A 19,335-nucleotide genomic window follows, 5' to 3' on the forward strand; every position below is an offset into this window, starting at 1 on the left:
TTTTCTGAGGCTTCTACGCATCAAATGCGCTTCACCCAACTACAAACACCCACACTTATCAGTCATCCTAATTTTTAAAGAACAGGGCCACCAGGGCCTTCATCACTAACGCTTTGCGTTAACGAGGTGCGCATTATACAGCGCTTTTTACATCGGTCAAGCAGGAAATTTATTTCAATATAAAACGAATTAATTTGCTTGGTTGCGGGAACAGGATTTGAACCTGTGACCTTCGGGTTATGAGCCCGACGAGCTGCCAGACTGCTCCATCCCGCGTCCGAATCGACTGGTAAAACTTGTGTTGCGTCGAGAGGTGAGACTATAGCAAGGAAGCTGAAGGTGTGTCAACACTAATTGCAAAATACTTACAGGACCAAAGCCATCAACAACGGCGCTTAAAGTAAAAGGCGCCGCTGGTCAGCGGCGCCTTTTACTGCCCAGGACTTTACCCCGGCTGGTTACTTAGCTGCGCCAAATACTTTCTTCAGCAAGTTGCTGGCCTGGCCCATAGGGTCCTGGCGTATGGCGGCTTCTTCCTTGGCCACCATCAGGTATACGCCATCCAGTGCTTTCTGGGTAACATATTGGTTGATATTGGCATTTTCTTTTTTGACTACGCCAAACTTGCTTCCCATCTCTGCATACTGATTATAGGTATCGGCCAGTTTGACATTGGCAGTGGCTTTTTGCACCACCGGCAGGAACTTGGCCGCCATGTCGGCAGAGGTGGTTCTCTTAAAGTATTGCGTCGCTGCATCTTGCGGGCCGGTGAGTATGCCTTTGACATCAGCCAGGCTCATCTGCTTGACCGAGTTGATCAGCAATGTTTTCGCTTCTGGCACTGCCTGTTCTGCTGCACGGTTCATTTTCAGGATCAGTTCGTCGGCCTGATCGCCCATGCCGACCAGCCGCATGCCTTTTTCCACTTTCTTCAGCGAATCCGGCAAAGGGATCTTCACTTCTTTGTTGCCCAGAAAGCCATCCGTGGCGCCCAGCACATCGACGGCTTTGGTCACGCCCTGATTAAGCGCCACTTTCAGGCCATCGTTGGTTTCCTGGTCGGTCAGGCTGCTGACAGCACTGCTATTGCCGGTAGCCGAGTTGCCACTGACTTTATTAACGACATCGCCCAGGCTTTTCAGGTCCAGCGCTTGTGCATCTGAGAACAGCAAGCCTATCAGTACCACCCACACTGTTTTTTTCATGATCTATCTCCACGCAGAATCGAGTTCAGTTTACCTATAATTGACCTGGCAAGAAAGCACAAAAGCAAGCCTTTGCAGGCTTGCTTTGTCATGCTGGTATTTCTGTTGGCTTCAACAATTACGTTTTAAACTGTTCCACCTTCCAGATACGGTTGGCATATTCACCTATGGTACGGTCACTGGAAAACTTGGCCATACGCGCTACATTCAAGATGGCCACGCGCGACCAGGCCTCTTCATCCTGGTATAGGGCGGCCACTTTTTCCTGCGCCTCCACATAGGCGGCGTAGTCAGCCAGCAACAGGTAATGATCGCCTTTGTGCAACAAGGTATCGACTATCGCCTGATAACGATTCAGCTCGCCCACTGAAAAGTAGCCATTGCCTATCATGTCTATCACCTGCTTCAGTTCAGGGTTGCCGTTGTAGTAATCCCACGGGTTATAGCCGCTGGCCTTGATCTGCGCGACCTCAGGCGTGGTCAGGCCGAAGATAAAGATATTCTCGTCGCCGACTTCTTCCTTGATTTCGACATTGGCACCATCCAGCGTGCCTATGGTCAGCGCGCCATTCAGTGCCATCTTCATATTGCCGGTGCCACTGGCCTCGGTGCCGGCGGTAGAGATCTGCTCGGACAGATCAGCGCCCGGGAACAGTATCTCGGCGGCGCTCACTTCATAGTTAGGATAAAAAACCACTTTCAGCTGGTCACCCACTACCGGGTCATTGTTGATCAGGGTGGCGACATCATTGATCAGGCGGATGATCTGTTTAGCCAGCCAGTAGCCCGGTGCAGCCTTACCGGCAAAGATCACCACGCGCGGGGTATGGTTTTTTGCCTGGCCACTGCGAATACGGTTATATAAGGTGATGACATGCAACACATTCAATAACTGGCGCTTGTATTCATGGATACGTTTGATCTGCACATCAAATATGGCTTGCGGATTGATGGCGACGCCGGTTTTCTGCAGTATCTTGTAGGCCAGGCGCTGTTTATTCGCGGCTTTGACTTCCCTGAAGGCTTTCCTGAATGCGGCATCTTCTGCCAGCGGCTCGATTTTCTGGATCAGGCCCAGGTCTTTCTGAAAGCCTGACCCTATATGTTTGGTCAATAACTCGGTGAGCAGGGGGTTGGCCTGATTGAGCCAGCGCCGTGGGGTGATGCCATTGGTGACATTGGTGAACTTGCCCGGGTAGATCTTGTTGAAATCGGCAAACAATGTGGTGCGCAACAGCTCGCTATGCAGCGCGGCCACGCCGTTCACGGTATGGCTACCGACCACGGCCAGGTGGGCCATGCGCACGCGGCGCCCATGCGTTTCATCAATAATCGAGACACGGCTGAGCAAGCCGCTGTCGCCAGGGAAATGCTGGTTCACCATCTGCAGGAACCTGTGGTTGATCTCGTAAATGATCTCCAGATGCCGCGGCAGTAACGATGAAAACAGGTCCACCGACCAGGTTTCCAGCGCTTCCGGCATCAGGGTGTGGTTGGTGTAGGCGAAAATCCTGGTGACCAGGCTCCAGGCCTTGTCCCATGTCAGGTGGTAATGATCGATCAGCTGGTACATCATTTCTGCCACTGCGATCGCCGGATGGGTATCGTTCAGCTGAATGGCGACTTTGTCGGGCAAGGTCTCCCAATCCGAGTTGTTACCGATAAAGCGATGCAGAATGTCTTGTGTTGAGGCAGAGACAAAGAAGTATTGCTGCTTGAGGCGCAACTCTTTACCAGACTCGGAAGTATCGTTGGGATACAGCACTTGCGAGATGGTCTCGGCACCATGCCTGCCTTCGACTGATTTATCGTAATTGCCCTGGTTGAAATGCAGCAGATCAAACTCTTTGGTCGCCTTGGCAGACCACAGACGCAGGTTGTTCACCGTTTGCGTGCCATAGCCAGGCACCGGCACATCATAAGGCATGGCGACCACGCTTTCGGTGTCTATCCAGTGGCGCTCGGTGCCACGTTCGGTATGCACTTGCACGACGCGGCCATAGAACTTCACTTCGCAAGTGTGCTCGGGGCGCTGGACTTCCCAGATATTCTGGTAGCGCAGCCAGTTATCCGGGTTTTCGACCTGCTGGCCGCCTTCTATGCTTTGCCGGAACATGCCATAGTCATAGCGGATGCCGTAACCGGTAGCGGGAATATCCATGGTGGCCATGGAATCCACAAAACACGCGGCCAGTCTGCCCAAACCGCCATTTCCCAGTGCAGCATCCGGCTCCATCTCGGCCACACCTTCCAGTTGCTGGCCGATTTCCTGCAGGCCCTCGCTTAATTCAGGTGCAACGCCCAAATTCAGTGCCGCGTTTGACAGCATGCGGCCGATCAGAAATTCCAGGGATAAATAATAGACGCGTTTGGTATTGGCGTCTCTATAGGCGTCCCGTGTGATCACCCAACGGCTCATCAAATGGTCGCGCACAGTAAAGGCAGCGGTCTGGTACCAGTCGCGGGTAGTGGCCCAGGAGTTGGATTTACCCAGGGAGAATGTCAGATGGTTGCGTAAAGCTTGCGATATCGGCAACTGCGTCAGTAAAAAGTCTTCAGCGTTATGGATGGTTTCTATTTTGTTGGTCTTGCTACGTGTGGATTTGGCATTAGTGGCCATGCATCTTCCCCTGGAATGATCAATAACGGATGTGATTGTCTAACTTAAAAGCAAAAAACAAGCCTGTCGCGGCAATCAGCCTGTATGACAAAAAGCCATAGCGAAGGTGCCATGGCTTTTATTATAAACACGATAAATGTAAAGATGATGACTAAAATAGTGGCGCTGCGCGCCAGGCTTGCTGCAGTCTATCCAATCGCAACAGCTTATATCGCCCAGCCATAAGCAATGCCCAGCGAGTTCTGGTTCATGCGCACATCAGCCTCGCCACCGCCGAACGGCGCAGCCGGGATCGAATTGTTCCCGCGCACTTTGTTTTCAAAAGCATGCGCAAAAAACAAGGAAAGCTCAGACTTGTTCGGCAAGGTGTAGGTCGCCCCCAGCGTGAGGTGATCCTGCACCACGGCAGGCGCCAGAATATTAAACAAGGTCTCGCTGCTGCGCACCGGCTGCGAACTGTGATTGTAGCCGGCACGCAAAGTCAGGCTATCACTATAGGCATATTGTGCGCCCAGCTTGAGCACAGTGACATCCCGCCAGCCAAAGCCGGGGCCACTGCCTGCGCCCAGCCTGGCAGGCAGGTTGCTCAGCGACAGATTACCTATCGCATTCACATCAGAATACAAGATACGCTGCGCATCCGCAGCCAGGGTGAATGAGGGAGTGGTTTTAATGGCGATACCGATGCCGTAATTGGCGGGGATATCAATATCGCCCCCTTCGGCAAACAGGCCTTTATATTTATCAAACTTGCTGGCATAGGTCTTGGTTTGATAAGTCGCCCCCACGGTCACCGCGTCGCTGAGCTGGCCGATCCAGCCCAGGCGCAAACCCGCACCATAGGAGTGATCGTGTCCGTTGTTGGTGACATTGCCGGGAGAGGTGGTGAAACCTGCGTTATCGAAGTTCTGCAAACCTTGGGCCTCAAAGCGCTGGTATGCCAGGTTGAGTGACAGGCCTAGCACATGCTGCTCATTCACGCGCCAGGTCGCGGTTGGCGCCACCACCACCTGCAGGTAATCGATGCCGACCCGGCTGCCGGTGTTATTAAAATAAGGGATACCGTCTTTGTAATCAGTATTCATGCCGCCATTGCCGTAAACACTCACGCCCAGTGTGGTGCGCTCATTGATGACACGGTTGTAGCCAAACTCCGGGATAAAAAAGTGTTCGCTATCATTGCCATCGTAACGGCCATCCAGCGCCCCGCTGCCACCAGCAGTATTGCTGAGCCGCACATCGCGGTCCGGCTTGAACCAGGTCACGCCAAAATCGATACGGTCGCCAACAATGCCCAGACCAGCCGGATTGGTCGCCGCCGCCAGTGCATCCTGCGGCAGTGCAATGCCTACGCCGCCCAGGCCCAGACCCTTGACCCCGTAGCCGTGGGCAAAGTAACCATCGGTTGCCCAGGCCTGGCCAGCCATCATAGTTAACAGCCACGGCAACAGTTTGATAGTAGTACGCATATCCAGCCCCTTTATCTATGGTTGAGGCTTTTAATCTACCAAGCTTACTTAATAGCTAAAAATAATTTTGAATTATATTTATATAACAATTAAAAATATAAAGCCCGCTAGCGCGGGCTTTATATCAACAACAGATATTGCTGCTTATTTGATCAAAGTTACAGGATCAAACTATTGATACGTTTGACAAAACTGGCCGGGTCTTCCAGCTGCCCGCCTTCTGCCAGCAAGGCCTGGTCAAACAGCACATGCGCATAATCGGCAAATTTCGCATCATCCGTTTCAGCCTGCAGTTTTTCTACCAGCCGGTGCGCCGGGTTCACTTCCAGGATAGGTTTGCTCTCGGGCGCCTGCTGACCAGCCGCCTTCAGAATACGCGCCAGATTACCCGAAAGATCATGCTCGCCAGCCACCAGGCAAGCCGGGGAATCGGTCAACCTGTGCGTGACTTTCACTTCTTTCACCGCATCACCCAGTGCTGCCTTGAGACGCTCCACCAGGCCCTTGGCATTTTCTTCCACCTGTTTTTGCGCTTCTTTATCGGCTTCGTCTTCCAGCTTGCCTAAATCCAGGTCACCTTTGGCGATGGATTGCAGTTTTTTGCCTTCAAACTCGGTCAGGCTGCCCAGCAACCATTCGTCCACTTTGTCAGACAGCAGCAATACTTCTATGCCCTTTTTGCGGAAGATCTCCAGGTGCGGCGAATTCTTGGCCGCGGCAAAGGTATCGGCAGTGATGTAGTAGATCACTTCCTGCTCCGCTTTAAAGCGGCTTATATAATCCTTGAGCGACACGTTTTGCGACTCGTTATCGGCATGGGTAGAAGCAAAGCGCAGCAAGCCGGCGATCTTGTCTTTATTGGCAAAATCTTCGCCCGGGCCTTCTTTCAGCACCCGGCCGAATTCGTTCCAGAACTTGCTATATTCTTCCGCTTTGTTTTCGGCGATGTCTTCCAGCAAACTCAGTATTTTTTTCACCGAACCGTTTTTAATCGCTTCCACATCGCGGCTGTCCTGCAGGATCTCACGCGACACATTGAGTGGCAAATCGCCAGAGTCGATCACCCCGCGCACAAAACGCAGATATTGTGGCATCAGCTTTTCTGCTTCTTCCATAATAAATACGCGCTTGACGTACAGCTTGATACCCTGACGACGCTCCCTGTCATACAGGTCGAACGGCGCCCTGCTCGGCACGTACAGCAGCGAAATATATTCCTGCTTGCCCTCTACGCGGCTGTGGGTATAAGCCAGCGGGTTCTCATGGTCGTGCGACACATGCTTGTAAAACTCGTTGTATTCCTGCTCGCTGATATCGCTCTTGCTGCGCGCCCACAAGGCAGAAGCGGTATTGATGGTTTCGTCCTCATCGGTAGACACCATCTGGCCGCCCTCGCCATTCTCGCCATCTTTCCATTCCGATTTTTTCATCACGATAGGCAAGGTGATATGGTCAGAATATTTGCGGACTATGGTTTTCAGTTTCCAGTCATTGAGGAACTCATCTTCAGCTTCGCGCAGATGCAAGATCACCTCGGTACCGCGCCCGGCTTTCTCAGTAGTCTCTATGGTGAAATCGCCTTCACCGCCTGATTCCCATTTGATCGCTTCTGTCTCACCCGCACGGCGGGTGATCAGCGTGACCTTGTCGGCGATGATAAAGCTGGAATAGAAACCGACGCCGAACTGGCCGATCAGGTTGGCATCTTTGGCCTGGTCCCCGGTGAGGTTCTGAAAGAACTCTTTGGTCCCAGATTTGGCAATCGTACCGATGTTATTGATCACTTCTTCGCGGCGCATGCCTATGCCATTGTCAGAAATGGTCAGTGTGCGTGCCTGTTTATCAAATGCGATCCTGATGCTGAGCTCACTGTCATTCTCATACAGGCTGTCATTTGAGATCGCCTCAAAGCGCAATTTATCTGCCGCATCCGACGCGTTGGAGATCAACTCACGCAATACGATCTCTTTATTGCTATACAGCGAATGAATCATCAACTGTAGTAATTGCTTAACCTCGGCCTGAAAGCCCATGGTTTGTTTAGATGGCGATTCTGCTGTCGCTGTGGTCATAACGGTTTCTCCAAATAACGGGTGTTAAACACAAAAATTTTTGTTTAGATGGGGAAAACAAAACCGTTTTTCAAGAGGGGGAATGACTTTGCAGAAAATCACGCAAGCAACCCATGATTAAAACACAAGACCACACACGCCATTTGCCTGGCAAGCCGCCGCTTCATCGCGCTGCTCGCCGATTCAAAAAGCGGCGCCCAGCACACTTCTTGCTAGCTATTTACTAAACCGGCTTTGTTAAGTAATGAGGAGTGGATGATGAATATTTTTCACACTTTGATTGAGCAAATGCAAGTCATGCAACTGCCCCTGACCGCCGTCACACTGACTGCGGTGCCGCGCGCGGATACACCCTTGCTGTTGATGCTGCACTGGCATGGCTTTCGCAAGCAGCCCATGGCGGCACTACCTATGCTGAAACCGATACTGCACCCGGTGCCAGGCTCAGCCTTGCAGATCAATGACCGCTGGCGTCAACCAGAAATGGTGGAAGAAGCCGTACTGGACGCCGCCTGGCAATTAGGCGCCTGGGATGTGCAACGCGAAGAACACCGGGCCTGCACTTATATTGGTGCGACAGACCAAGAGGCCTGGGCGTGCAAACAGGCATTCGGCAAATATGATGAAGCGCTGAAAAACGAGCTACTGGTCAGTGAAGCACCCGATCGCGACGAGATGTTGCAGCTGGGTGCCAAAGTCGGCTATATCCGCTGGCAGTTCAGGCCGGTGAATGGCGGTGTCTGGCAATCGACGGCCGAGGATGATACCTTGATGGAGGATGGGCGGAGGATCCCGCCGTGCCCAATCAGGCCTTTGGCGTTGAAAGGCGGGAAGATGAGCACAACGGCGTTTAGGCTGGGGCAGATTAATCGGATTATTTTGTTGAAGTAAGAGATGGCTATGGATGGCTTTGTGCTCTGTTTCAGCATTTTCTTTCGCCTCTAGGCGAGTTACTTTTCTTTGCTTGCCCAAAGAAAACGTAACCAAAAGAAATGCACCCTAGCTTCCGCTTTTTCCCTGCGTTGCTCATCAAAATAAGCGGTCACGAAACTCGCCCTAGCGGCTTGCACACTACGCAAGCCACCGCGGAGCTCAGACAGTCGCTCCCTTCCTCCTTATTTTGACTCCGCTACTCGGCGCGTCAGATAGGGGCCCATTTAGAACCACCACGTTTAGATAGTTGTGAAGCTCAAACTGCACAGGGCGCTTAGTAACCCTCTTAACTTCCAAGACCAAAACCCACCCACAAACCAACCAATTCTTTTGGTTTGTGGGTGATTTTTGTTTCATTTTGATTTTTTGCTTTGTTTATTTCACTGGTTGCGCGGGAATAAACGCGGCGAGTCTCACCTTAACTGAGCGCGTGTGGTTTTAACGGGCCCCTATCTGACGCACCGAGTAGCGCAGTCAGCGTGGGAGGGGTCGGTCAGCGTCTGTTCGAGTTCCGCGGTGGCTTGCGTTCTGTGCAAGCCGCTAGGGCGAGTTTCGTTGGACGCCCACGCTGATGAGCAACGCAGGAAACAAGCGGAAGCTAGGGTGCCCTTTCCTTTGGTTACTTATCCTTTGGGCAAGCAAAGGAAAGTAACTCGCCGAGGGGCGAAATAAAATGCCGAAATAGAGCACAGAGCTATCCAAAGAATTACCTAATTACAACTTCCAGCAAGTGCATCACTCGCTCAGGGAGTTCCGCCATTTGTGGCAAGCAAAGTAGAGAACTCGCCGAGTGGCGAAAAACAACGGTAAAACAGAGCGAAAAACCATCCAAAGAAATACCGATTAGAACGATTTAACTTTCCAATGAAGCCAGGCGAGTCATACCCATTAATGGCACAAAAACAAACCCCTACGGTGTCCACCTCAACCCAATCGACAACCACCGACTCTCACTATCCCCATTCACCTGCTGCCCCAGCGTGCCATCCACCTGAAACACCTCCGGCACCAGCGAGTAACGCACACCCAGCTGATAAAACGGGTTCTGCGTATTATCCCCAAACACTTCCGCAATGCCTTTAAACGGTCCACCCAGTTTGAATTCGGCGCCCAGACCCATGCTGGCCTTGAGTTCTGATGCCTGCTTGTCACGCAACATGCCCATATTCAGGTGCACGATCACATCATCATCTCGCAAGGAAAAAGACACCGGCACATAAAAGTAGGTATTACCCAACTGGTTAGGGCCGGGCTGGATATCGGTGTGCTTGACATGCCCGGCAGCCAGACCCCAGCCCCAGCCGTTGGTTTCCAAAGGTTTGAACAAGGTTTTGAATTGCACTATCCAGTCTTCGGTCCTGTAGTTTTCGTCCTGATTGCGGTAAACGCCGCCGCCCAGGGTGACTTCAAAGTTCTCACCGAAGTTGCAGGCGGGTAGCGCCCACATTTCGCGCCCGCCTTCATAGGCTCGCACCCAGCTTTCGAGCTGGCAGCTATGGGCATTGGTCAGGCGGGCGTCATCCGTGACCAGGGGGCGTGCGGCATGGGCGTTGTGCGACAGGCACAGCGCCAGCACCAGGCAGCAATATGTCAGTATCAGTTTCATCATTTTTTGTTTTTTATTTTAATTTCTGGCGATGACAGTTTAATGAAATGTGTGGTCTGTCAGGCCGGCATTTTATATTCAATGCCGTCATATTAGTTTCACTGGCCTCTGCCAACATAACAATTTATACTGTTTGCAGGAGTTGCCTATAAGGGCAAACATGGCGGAGGTGATCGTGGCGACTATTGAGGTGACTGAAACCAGTCCTAATTCTTTTTCTGTCACCGTGCACGGGTCACAAGTCACCACGCACCAGGTCAGTGTCAAACCGGATTACGCCAGGCAGTTATTGACTACGCCGCATACTATCACTGATCTGGTAGCCGCTTCTTTCGATTTTCTGCTTGATCGCGAGTCCAACTCCAGTATTTTGAGAAGTTTTGATTTGAGTGTGATCGAACGCTACTTTCCTGAATACCCCAAGGCCATTTCACGTTATCTAAAGTAATTTCTTCAGTGGTATCGCATGCAAACTATTACCCATGACACCCAACTCGCTGCTGTAGATCTGGGTTCCAACAGTTTTCGACTTGAAATCGGCCGTGTGGTCGACGGGCAGATACTGCGCGTCGATTATCTGAAGGAGGCCGTTCGCCAGGGCGGCGACCTCGATGAAGACCGCAACCTGAAACCGGCAGCTTTTGAACGCGGGCTGAAATGCCTGGCGCGATTTGGCGAGCGACTGAAAGGCTTTGCGCCTGAGCATGTACGCGCGGTCGCCACGCAGACATTGAGAGAGGCGGCCAATAGCGCCGACTTTATCAAGCAGGCGCAGAAAGTACTGGGCTACCCGATAGAGATCATTTCTGGCGTGGAAGAAGCCCGCCTGATCTACCAGGGCGTCAGCCGTATGCTGCCACAATCGGATGAGAAACGCCTGGTGATCGATATAGGCGGACGTTCGACCGAGTTTATCCTGGGCCAGCACTTTAAAGCCAATGTCACCGAATCACTGCGTTTGGGCTCCGTCGGCTGGTCACAGAAATATTTCGCCGATGGCCAGTTGAGCGAGCGCAATTTTGAACGCGCCGAGATCGCTGCCGAATCTATTATAGACATGATCGCCAGCCGTTATAACGGCCGCTGGGAAGTCGCTTATGGTGCTTCTGGCACGGTGGGCGCCGTGGCCGATGTATTGGCGGGCTCAGGATTCTCGGCCAACAAGATAGAGCGCAGCCAGCTGGAATGGCTGAAGCAGACCCTGATCAAGGCCAAAACGCCAGACCGCCTGAACATGGAAGGCCTGAAAGATGACAGGCGCGCGGTGATAGGCGGTGGCCTGGCCATACTGACTGCCGTATTTGACACTTTGAATATAGACAGCATGCTGGTCGCCAATGGCGCGCTACGCCATGGTGTGCTGTATGACATTTTAAGCCCGGCCGATGCGACTGAAGACTTGCGTTCAGCCTCTATCGCCCGCCTGTGCAAACAGTTTGGCGTAGATCTGGAACACGCACAGAATGTCAGCAAGGTGGCGCTGCACTTTTACGATGTGATGCAGGCCTGTGACACGCAGAAACCTTTATTGCAGTGGGCCGCCCTGTGCCACGAGATAGGCTGGGCTATTTCGCATACCGACTGTAACAAGCATGGCGCTTATATTCTCGATAACACCGAGCTGATGGGCTTTGCACAAAGCGAGTTACATACCATCAGCCTGCTGGTATTGGGGCATCAGGGCAAGCTGCGCAAGCTGCCTGCGGATTTCGATAATCAGGATCTGGTCTGCCAGTTGATGGCATTGCGGCTGGCGGTGATATTCTGCCACTCACGCCGCTTGCCGGTGCTCAAGCATCTGCAATTAGCGCACGAAAAACAGCAGTTCACTTTGACACTGCCTGCGCAATGGGTCAGCCAGCATCCGCAAACGCATTACCTGCTGGAAGAAGAATGCCAGCTGTGGCAAAAGCTGGGCTGGCAGCTGGAGGCGCATTATGACTAGCCAGCAGACTTAGATACTGGTGAGCAAATAAAAACGGGCCTGACAGGCCCGTTTGTTTTGCTGCATGATGGCTGCACCACAGCCAGACTATGCAGCGAACTAATCCTTTTTCTTTTTGGTTTGTTTTTCGTCTTCTTCGCGCAGCTTGGCCATTTTGTCGCGCCACTCGTTCAACTGCTCATCTTCGATCTCAAGCTGCAAAGCGAGTGCTTCTTCCTGCGACAGTTTTTCCTTGATAAAACGTTTAGGCAGCTTGCCGCCCATACGTGATAACACGCGCTCAGCTTCTGCCGGGCTGAGCTGTTGCACTTTTTCCAGATACACTGGATTCGACTTGTCTTTCATATTACTCCCTTTGACTTAGTACTTATTGCCTGCCTGGACAGGGCAATCGCTAACTGTTTTGTAAAATCCAGTCGGTGACCGGATTCCACTGTGCGATGTCGACCTCTTTGAGAGAGCCCGACAATTCAAAAATACTTAATCCTTCTTCGGCCGCAGTGACGTATATCTGGGATGAGCGCAACATCGATAACACGGCAAAGCCGGATTCATCCATAAATGTGAGTAAGCGCTCGGCAGATTTGGTGCGCGGCATCACGCGCATGCCCACCAGCCCGACAAACGTCTTGTGTTTGCGCACGGCCTTTTCTTCGGCCAGCAAACTCAGAAAATCCTGGGTAGCGCCAATATCAAAAGCAGAAGGCGCGACAGGCACCAGAATGAGGTCAGTCTCGGTCACCGCATCAGAGATCTTCTTGTCGCGCAGACCACCGGGGGAATCAGTGATCACCCAATCGGCTTTTTGCAAGGCAGATTTGCCCAGATCTTCGGCATTGAATACGCTGGCCACGTGCTGCGGGCGGCGTGCCAGCCATGAAGCAGATGATTGCTGGCGGTCTATATCTTCCAGCACTACCTTGTGCCCCAATTGCGCCAGATAGCCAGCCAGATTGGTGGCGAGGGTCGTTTTACCGCTACCGCCTTTGGTGTTTGCCACCAATACCCTGCGCATCTCATGCTCCCTGTTTTAAGGTTTTGAATTTTGTCATGAAAAACAGCCTCTATGACACCATAGCAATATGAAATTTTTATGACAATTGACGCAAAATAAAAACGGTATAAACTGTTTCCACGTAAAACTGAGGAGAGCGACATGGCCACTAAACCGGCAGCCAAACCCACGGCAAAAAGCAAGCCAGCAGCAACGACCACTACCACCGTAGCCAAAACGGTAAAACCAGTGACAGCAAATACGGCTAAACCAGCTGTTGCCAAACCGGCAGCAGCCAAAGCCCCAATCAGTAAAGCTGCAGCAAAACCGGCAGCCAAACCAGCCGCAAAACCGCTGGCAAAAGCAACTGCGCCTGCGGCTAAAAAACCAGCTGCTGCACCAGCGGCAAAAACCTCCGCTAAACCAGTAGTAGCGAACGACAAACCCAAAACGCCTAAAGTCAAAATGGAACGTGATAGCTTTACCATGCCCAAAGACGAGTACGCGCAGATCGCAGCACTGAAAAAACGCCTTGAAGGCCTGGGCAAACCAGTCAAGAAAAGCGAATTATTGCGTGCCGGTTTAAAACTGCTGTCAACGCTGAACGACACGGCATTAACAGCTGCACTGAACACAGTGCCAACCATCAAAACAGGCAGACCCAAGAAGTAATCCTGCACCGCAACGGCGTTCGATCTTTAGGTTTGCCGCACAGATTGAATGCCGTATCGCTGACAGAACGACGCCGGTGACTGTTCCAGCTGATGACAGTTAGACCAGCCGCTGCATATGGCTAGCTAAACGCCTGCGGTTATTCCACCAGATCGGGCGACTGCACACTATATAGTTTGTAGGGCGGTCCGGACTTGGGCAAGCGCAACCACCAGATCGCCCCTTTTTTGATACTGAGTTGCGTATCTTCCATGCCCAGACATTGCGCCGCCAGTTCACCTATCCAGGGCTGATGCCCGACCAGCATGATGTCTTCAAACGGGCTTTGCGCCAGCAACTGCAGTATAGGCTCCAGCGGACGTTCCGGCGCCAGCCGGTTTTCTTCTTGCCAGCTCTCGCCCCAGTAAGCTGCGGTTTCCTGCGTACGCCGCGCCGGGCTGACCATGGCGTAGGTTTGTTTGGGCAGGTATTTCTTTAGCCATGCCGCCATCTGCTTGGCCTGCTTGTGGCCTTTTTTGGTCAGCGCGCGTTCCAGATCAGAATGCCCGTGCTGCAGGTCTTCCGCTTCTGCGTGCCGCCATAAGATCAGGTTACGTACTGACATCGTCGCCCCTATAGCGAATGATATTGTTTTAACAATATCTGCTGGCAAGATTGCAGCGGCGTATCGCCGGCTGAATCACGCACTGCTTTATAAACGCCCTGCTCAGCCAGCTGCCAGGCATCCAGGTTGTCATCCAGGTAAATCTGCAGGCCTTCCTGCATGATGCGCAGCTGCATTTTCGGGTCTGTGATAGGCCAGGCCAGCTCCACCCGTCTGACCATATTACGGCTCATCCAGTCGGCACTGGACAGCCACATCTGTACTTGTCCATCCAGCTCGAAATAGAACACGCGTGAATGCTCGAGCAAGCGGCCAACAATAGACCTGACACGGATGCGGCCTTTGATCGCAGGCAGATCGACTGGCAAGATGCAGGCACCACGTATGATCAGGTCTATCTCCACCCCGGCAGCGGCGGCCTTGATCAGGGCTTCGGTCAATGGCACATCGGTCAGCGCATTCATTTTGGCGATCACGCGTGCCGGTTTGCCCTGCCTGGCCAAACGCTGGGCCTTGCCTAGTTGCCTGATCATGCCGGAATGCAGCGTGAACGGGGCCACCAGTAAATGCCGCATGCGTGGCAACGGCAGTTCGCTGGTCAAATGCCGGAACACCGCTTCCATCTCCTTGGTCAGGTCAGGGTTGGCGGTCAGCATGCTCCAGTCGGTGTACAGCCGCGTGGTTTTCGGATTGTAGTTACCCGTGGATAAATGGCCGTAGCGATGTATGGTTTTACCTTCGCGGCGCATGATCAATAACATTTTGGCGTGCGTTTTCAGGCCGACCACACCATACACCACTTGCGCACCGACTGATTCCAGCGCTTCTGCCCAGTTGATATTGGCTTCTTCGTCGAAACGGGCTTTCAGTTCCACCACCACCAGCACTTCTTTGCCACGGCGCACGGCTTCCTGCAACAGGGCCAGCATGCGCGGGTCGGCACCGGTGCGGTATATGGTCATGCGTATCGCCAGCACATGATCATCTTTCACCGCTTCTTCCAGCAGCTGGATCACCACATCAAAACTTTCGTAAGGCTGGTGTATCAGCAGATCGCGCTCACGCATCTGCGCCAGCAATAAAATGTTCTTATTGATGTGTTTAGGCCATTGCGGCTGGAAAGAGGTGAATTTCAGGTGGTCGCCTTTTGCCATATCCGGCAACTGGATCAGGCGACCGAGGTTGACCGGCCCATTGACGCGATAGAGCGCGAGCGCCGGCAGATTAAATTGTTTGAGCAGGAAATCAGCCAGTGCATCATCGCACTCATGCGTCACTTCCAGGCGCACGGCTTTACCATACTGGCGGTGTGCGAGCTCTTCGCGCAAGGCCATGCGCAAATTGCTGACATCATCTTCATCCACTTCCAGATCACTGTTACGCGTGACACGGAACTGCGAGAAATGCAGTATCTTGGCACCCTCGAACAACACATGCAGATTCGCGCGGATGATACTGGTCAGCGAGACAAAGCATTGCTGGCCCTTGCTGATGTTATGTGGCAATTGCAGCAGGCGCGGCACCACGCGCGGCACGCGCACAATGGCGATCTTCTCTTCTTTATCGATAGAGATACGCACGATAAAGTTTAATGACTTGTTGGCGACTTGCGGGAAAGGATGCGAAGGGTCCAGTGATACCGGCATCAGGAATGGCAGCACTTCACGCTTGAAGTAACTGCTCACCCAGGCGGTCTGTTCCGGCGTGCGCACCGTGCCTGAAACCAGGTGTATGCCCTGCGTGGCCAGCGCAGGCATCAGCGCGTCGTTAAACAGTTCATACTGTTTTGCCACCAGCGCATGCGCCATGCTGGCGATCTGTTCGCAGCCACTGGCGGTCACCGGGCCGTGCGTGACGCCCTGCTGGTGCGCTTCCATCTGCAATGGCATGCGCACTTCAAAAAACTCGTCCAGATTATTGGAGACTATGCATAAAAAACGCAAGCGTTCCAGCAGGGGGTAGTCTTCACGTTGCGCCAGGGAAAGTACACGCGCATTGAAACTGAGGATACTAAGGTCCCGGTCTAGTAAAACAGAGGGGTTATTTTTCATGCCCTCATTGTAGCGCCTGGCGTCCAGCCAATTATGACAGTTTTGTGAAATTGCGTGATGGCAACTGGCGCATGCCGGTTTAAACGACCACCGCCGGTGAGTGCGCCAGCGCCTTAAATCTTTCCTGCTGCTGCCAGCAATGCGAAGCTATGCGGCAAGTATCGATGAAATCTTCTGCCACCAGTGCGGCACGGCCCAGCAGCCCGCCATCGATATCCGGCATGATCAGCAGGCTCTCGGCATTCTTGGGCGCCATACTACCGCCATATAGAATGCGTATCTGTTCGGAAAACTCGCGGTCGCGCTCGGCGATCATCATGCGGATAAAAGCATGCATGCGCTGCGCCTGTTCAGGCGTGGCGTGCTCGCCGGTGCCTATCGCCCACACCGGCTCATAGGCGATCACCATATTGAGTTTTTTTGCCAGGGCGAACGCCGCATCATCCAGGCCGTAAACAACATTCAGCATCTGGTTGCGCACTATCAGCTCGGCCATGCCGCCATCGCGTTCATCCAGCGTCTCACCGACACAAAAGATAGGCGTAAGCCCGGCGTGCAAGGCATTCAGCAGGCGCTTGGTGGCCACCTGGTTACTTTCCAGCTTGAGCGCACGGCGTTCGGAATGGCCGACGATGGTATAGGTGCAACCAAACTCGGCCACCATTTTTGCCGAGATGCAGGAGGTGTAAGCGCCCTCGGTGAACTGGCTGACGTTTTGTGCGCCCCAGGCAATGGCTGAACCCTGTAAGGCGGATTGCGCCTGGTATAAGTAAACATAAGGCAGGCAGACAGCAGCATCTACGCCTTCCAGGTGATGCAGTTCCTGTTTGAGCCGGTTGAGCAGGCCCTGATTTTCCAGCAGGCTGCCGTGCAGCTTCCAGTTACCGATGACTAATTTCTTGCGCATGATGTAAACCTTTCTATCATGCCCCCTCGATGAGATTATATTTTTGCTTTAAGTACGAGCGGGTAAAGTGGAGTAGGTGTTATTGACTGCCAGTGGTGTGGCAACATTAACATCTATGGCAGCTATCCCCTATAACCGTTCAATCATTTTTAATAAATGGCGGCCATTTTCTCCAGCGAAACCACTTTGATCTTGCCGGCCTGGCCAGCGCTGCCAAACGCTTCAAAGCGCTCTTTACATAATTGCTGCGCCGCGTTGGTGGCCTCTTTAAAGTAGCCGCGTGGATCGAACTCTTCGGGATGTTCAACAAAGTATGCGCGTATGGCAGCGGTCATGGCAAGCCGAATATCGGTATCGATATTCACTTTGCGTACCCCGCTCTTGATGCCTTCAACGATCTGCGAGACAGGCACACCATAAGTCTCTTTGATGTTACCGCCGTAATTGCGGATCTGCTCAAGCAGGGATTGCGGCACACTGGAAGAACCATGCATGACCAGATGGGTGTTAGGGATCTTGGCGTGGATCTCGCGGATACGCTGGATCGATAAAGTGTCGGCTGACGGCGGGCGAGTGAACTTGTAAGCACCGTGACTGGTGCCTATGGCGATCGCCAGCGCATCGACTTTGGTCGCCTCCACAAACGCGGCCGCTTCGTCGGGGTCGGTCAGCAACTGTGATTCATCCAGTTTACCTTCAGCCCCTACACCATCCTCCTCGCCGGCCAGGCCGGTCTCCAGTGAGCCCAATACGCCTAATTCACCTTCGACCGACACACCCACCGCATGGGCGAACTCAACGACGCGGCGTGTGACATCGACATTGTATTCATAACTGGCCGGGGTCTTGTGGTCTTCCTTTAACGAGCCATCCATCATGACACTGGAAAAACCGCTGCGTATGGCCATCTGGCAGATCTTGGGCGAAGTGCCATGATCCTGGTGCATGCACACCGGGATATGCGGAAACTGTTCGATAGCCGCTTCTACCATCTTGCGCAGAAACGACTCACCGGCATAACCACGCGCACCGGCCGACGCCTGCAAGATCACTGCGCTATCGACTTCGTCAGCGGCTTTCATAATGGAGATGATCTGCTCCATATTATTGATATTGAACGCCGGATAGCCATAACTATTTTCAGCTGCGTGATCGAGTAACTGCCTGAGGGAAATCAATGCCATGCAAAACTCCTTTATTCTGTGGCTTGCTGGTGGTACTCACGCAAGCGCTGGATTTCTTGTCTGGACCCCAGCAGAACCGGGACACGTTGGTGGCAGGAGGTGGGCTGTATGGCCAGCACGTCTTCCAGGCCATTGATGCTCTCGCCGCCCGCCTGCGCCACCAGCAGGCTCATAGGGTTGGCTTCATACAACAATCTCAAGCGCCCGGCCTTGACTGGTTGCTTGTGATCGCGCGGATAGAGGAACACGCCGCCACGCGTGAGGATGCGATGCACATCCATCACCATACTGGCACACCAGCGCATATTGAAATCACGCCCGCGTGCGCCTTCAGCCCCCTGCAGGCATTCGCCTATATAGCGCTGTATCGCAGGCTGCCAGTAACGCTGGTTACTGGCATTGATGGCATATTCAGAAGTCTCAGGCGGTATCTCAACCGTTTGCTGGGTGAGCACAAAGCTGCTGCTGTCGTGATCCAGGGTAAACACATGCGTGCCTTGCCCTATGCTCAGCACAAGTAGAGTCGCTGGCCCATACATCACATACAGCGCAGCGCGCTGTGCCTGGCCAGGCTGTAAAAATGCCTGCTCGCCCTGGGTCGCCACGCCGGTATTCGGTAGCACAGAGAAAATACTGCCGACCACACCATTGATGGCTAAATTGGAAGAACCATCCAGCGGGTCCATACTGACCAGAAATGGTGCATCCAGCGTTTCGAACAGCACCGGCTTGTCTTCTTCTTCAGACAGCACGGCAGCCACCACGGCTGAAGCACGCAACTGTTCAATGGCGACTTCATGACTGCGGATATCCAGTTGCATCTGCGTCTCGCCCTGCACATTGGTAGTGGCGGTTTTTTCAGTCACCCCTTGCAGGGCGCCCTGACGCACCAGGGCAGCGATCTCAATGCCAGCCTGGGCTGCGTGCCATATCAACACGTTCAATGCATGATTCAGTGAAACCTGTTTCAGAAATACGTCCAATTGCATGGCAGATACCTTTTTTATGGTTTTAGCGATACTTGCAGCCAAACTGTACCCGACAACACGGCGGCGCAAAGTTGCGATGACAGG

General features: G+C 53.0%; 16 protein-coding genes and 1 tRNA gene. 4 read left to right on the top strand and 13 right to left on the bottom strand.

Features of this window, described 5'->3' with window-relative positions:
• Window positions 1-199 precede the first annotated feature (199 nt).
• The 5 genes from ACT6RZ_RS13595 to htpG form a co-directional block, all read right to left on the bottom strand.
• A tRNA-Met gene (locus tag ACT6RZ_RS13595) sits at window positions 200-276 on the bottom strand.
• 182 nt (window positions 277-458) lie between these two features.
• Window positions 459-1,205, bottom strand: coding sequence for a DUF4197 domain-containing protein (locus tag ACT6RZ_RS13600; protein WP_444702634.1), 747 nt, complete (start codon window positions 1,203-1,205; stop codon window positions 459-461).
• Window positions 1,206-1,323: 118 nt separating this feature from the next.
• The gene (locus tag ACT6RZ_RS13605; RefSeq protein ID WP_444702635.1) at window positions 1,324-3,825 is read right to left on the bottom strand and encodes a glycogen/starch/alpha-glucan phosphorylase; all 2,502 of its coding nucleotides are present in this window, start codon (window positions 3,823-3,825) and stop codon (window positions 1,324-1,326) included.
• Between the two features lie 206 nt (window positions 3,826-4,031).
• Window positions 4,032-5,294, bottom strand: a complete 1,263-nt coding sequence (locus ACT6RZ_RS13610) for an OmpP1/FadL family transporter (RefSeq protein ID WP_444702636.1) — start codon at window positions 5,292-5,294, stop codon at window positions 4,032-4,034.
• Window positions 5,295-5,452: 158 nt separating this feature from the next.
• Complete coding sequence (gene htpG / locus ACT6RZ_RS13615; protein WP_444702637.1) at window positions 5,453-7,366, bottom strand: molecular chaperone HtpG; 1,914 nt, start codon at window positions 7,364-7,366, stop codon at window positions 5,453-5,455.
• Window positions 7,367-7,624: 258 nt separating this feature from the next.
• On the opposite strand from htpG, the gene ACT6RZ_RS13620 reads away from it, so the two are divergent.
• Entirely contained in the window at window positions 7,625-8,257 is a 633-nt protein-coding gene (locus ACT6RZ_RS13620) for a diguanylate cyclase (RefSeq protein ID WP_444702638.1), read from the top strand.
• A gap of 952 nt (window positions 8,258-9,209) precedes the next feature.
• Here the strand turns inward: ACT6RZ_RS13620 and ACT6RZ_RS13625 are convergent.
• The gene (locus ACT6RZ_RS13625) at window positions 9,210-9,908 is read right to left on the bottom strand and encodes a hypothetical protein (RefSeq protein WP_444702639.1); all 699 of its coding nucleotides are present in this window, start codon (window positions 9,906-9,908) and stop codon (window positions 9,210-9,212) included.
• 157 nt (window positions 9,909-10,065) lie between these two features.
• On the opposite strand from ACT6RZ_RS13625, the gene ACT6RZ_RS13630 reads away from it, so the two are divergent.
• Both ACT6RZ_RS13630 and ppx read left to right on the top strand, forming a co-directional pair.
• Window positions 10,066-10,353 carry a hypothetical protein gene (locus ACT6RZ_RS13630; protein ID WP_444702640.1) on the top strand — a complete coding sequence of 96 codons (288 nt, stop codon included), beginning with the start codon at window positions 10,066-10,068 and terminating at the stop codon, window positions 10,351-10,353.
• A gap of 18 nt (window positions 10,354-10,371) precedes the next feature.
• Window positions 10,372-11,850 (top strand): exopolyphosphatase, encoded by a 1,479-nt coding sequence (gene ppx, locus ACT6RZ_RS13635; protein WP_444702641.1) that lies wholly within the window; start codon window positions 10,372-10,374, stop codon window positions 11,848-11,850.
• A gap of 99 nt (window positions 11,851-11,949) precedes the next feature.
• Here ppx and ACT6RZ_RS13640 read toward each other — a convergent pair whose 3' ends face one another.
• Window positions 11,950-12,195: a hypothetical protein gene (locus ACT6RZ_RS13640; RefSeq protein WP_444702642.1), complete on the bottom strand. Its 246-nt coding sequence runs from the start codon at window positions 12,193-12,195 to the stop codon at window positions 11,950-11,952.
• 49 nt (window positions 12,196-12,244) lie between these two features.
• Window positions 12,245-12,865 carry a nucleotide-binding protein gene (locus ACT6RZ_RS13645; RefSeq protein ID WP_444702643.1) on the bottom strand — a complete coding sequence of 207 codons (621 nt, stop codon included), beginning with the start codon at window positions 12,863-12,865 and terminating at the stop codon, window positions 12,245-12,247.
• Between the two features lie 141 nt (window positions 12,866-13,006).
• On the opposite strand from ACT6RZ_RS13645, the gene ACT6RZ_RS13650 reads away from it, so the two are divergent.
• Window positions 13,007-13,516, top strand: coding sequence for a hypothetical protein (locus ACT6RZ_RS13650; RefSeq protein WP_444702644.1), 510 nt, complete (start codon window positions 13,007-13,009; stop codon window positions 13,514-13,516).
• 139 nt (window positions 13,517-13,655) lie between these two features.
• Here the strand turns inward: ACT6RZ_RS13650 and ACT6RZ_RS13655 are convergent, their stop codons facing one another.
• From ACT6RZ_RS13655 to ACT6RZ_RS13675, 5 genes are all read right to left on the bottom strand, one after another.
• Complete coding sequence (locus ACT6RZ_RS13655) at window positions 13,656-14,120, bottom strand: SixA phosphatase family protein (protein ID WP_444702645.1); 465 nt, start codon at window positions 14,118-14,120, stop codon at window positions 13,656-13,658.
• An 8-nt stretch (window positions 14,121-14,128) separates the two neighbouring features.
• A complete protein-coding gene (gene ppk1, locus ACT6RZ_RS13660; protein WP_444702646.1) occupies window positions 14,129-16,171 on the bottom strand; it encodes a polyphosphate kinase 1 in 2,043 nt (680 codons plus the stop codon).
• A gap of 79 nt (window positions 16,172-16,250) precedes the next feature.
• Window positions 16,251-17,078: a triose-phosphate isomerase gene (gene tpiA / locus ACT6RZ_RS13665; RefSeq protein ID WP_444702647.1), complete on the bottom strand. Its 828-nt coding sequence runs from the start codon at window positions 17,076-17,078 to the stop codon at window positions 16,251-16,253.
• A gap of 149 nt (window positions 17,079-17,227) precedes the next feature.
• Window positions 17,228-18,262 carry a class II fructose-bisphosphate aldolase gene (gene fba, locus ACT6RZ_RS13670; RefSeq protein ID WP_444702648.1) on the bottom strand — a complete coding sequence of 345 codons (1,035 nt, stop codon included), beginning with the start codon at window positions 18,260-18,262 and terminating at the stop codon, window positions 17,228-17,230.
• An 11-nt stretch (window positions 18,263-18,273) separates the two neighbouring features.
• Window positions 18,274-19,251 (bottom strand): class 1 fructose-bisphosphatase, encoded by a 978-nt coding sequence (locus tag ACT6RZ_RS13675; RefSeq protein WP_444702649.1) that lies wholly within the window; start codon window positions 19,249-19,251, stop codon window positions 18,274-18,276.
• Between the last annotated feature and the right edge of the window lie 84 nt (window positions 19,252-19,335).

The organism is Methylophilus sp. (genome assembly GCF_052437885.1).
In the GTDB taxonomy this organism is placed as follows: domain Bacteria; phylum Pseudomonadota; class Gammaproteobacteria; order Burkholderiales; family Methylophilaceae; genus Methylophilus.

Bases quoted from the DNA above. Each gene is read 5' to 3' on its own strand.
- ACT6RZ_RS13630 (WP_444702640.1), top strand. From the start codon at position 10,066: ATGGCGGAGGTGATCGTGGCGACTATTGAGGTGACTGAAACCAGTCCT.
- ACT6RZ_RS13610 (WP_444702636.1), bottom strand. From the start codon at position 5,294: ATGCGTACTACTATCAAACTGTTGCCGTGGCTGTTAACTATGATGGCT.
- htpG (WP_444702637.1), bottom strand. From the start codon at position 7,366: ATGACCACAGCGACAGCAGAATCGCCATCTAAACAAACCATGGGCTTT.
- ACT6RZ_RS13675 (WP_444702649.1), bottom strand. From the start codon at position 19,251: ATGCAATTGGACGTATTTCTGAAACAGGTTTCACTGAATCATGCATTG.
- ACT6RZ_RS13600 (WP_444702634.1), bottom strand. From the start codon at position 1,205: ATGAAAAAAACAGTGTGGGTGGTACTGATAGGCTTGCTGTTCTCAGAT.
- ACT6RZ_RS13650 (WP_444702644.1), top strand. From the start codon at position 13,007: ATGGCCACTAAACCGGCAGCCAAACCCACGGCAAAAAGCAAGCCAGCA.
- ppk1 (WP_444702646.1), bottom strand. From the start codon at position 16,171: ATGAAAAATAACCCCTCTGTTTTACTAGACCGGGACCTTAGTATCCTC.
- ACT6RZ_RS13625 (WP_444702639.1), bottom strand. From the start codon at position 9,908: ATGATGAAACTGATACTGACATATTGCTGCCTGGTGCTGGCGCTGTGC.
- tpiA (WP_444702647.1), bottom strand. From the start codon at position 17,078: ATGCGCAAGAAATTAGTCATCGGTAACTGGAAGCTGCACGGCAGCCTG.
- ACT6RZ_RS13640 (WP_444702642.1), bottom strand. From the start codon at position 12,195: ATGAAAGACAAGTCGAATCCAGTGTATCTGGAAAAAGTGCAACAGCTC.
- ACT6RZ_RS13645 (WP_444702643.1), bottom strand. From the start codon at position 12,865: ATGCGCAGGGTATTGGTGGCAAACACCAAAGGCGGTAGCGGTAAAACG.
- fba (WP_444702648.1), bottom strand. From the start codon at position 18,262: ATGGCATTGATTTCCCTCAGGCAGTTACTCGATCACGCAGCTGAAAAT.
- ppx (WP_444702641.1), top strand. From the start codon at position 10,372: ATGCAAACTATTACCCATGACACCCAACTCGCTGCTGTAGATCTGGGT.
- ACT6RZ_RS13655 (WP_444702645.1), bottom strand. From the start codon at position 14,120: ATGTCAGTACGTAACCTGATCTTATGGCGGCACGCAGAAGCGGAAGAC.
- ACT6RZ_RS13605 (WP_444702635.1), bottom strand. From the start codon at position 3,825: ATGGCCACTAATGCCAAATCCACACGTAGCAAGACCAACAAAATAGAA.
- ACT6RZ_RS13620 (WP_444702638.1), top strand. From the start codon at position 7,625: ATGAATATTTTTCACACTTTGATTGAGCAAATGCAAGTCATGCAACTG.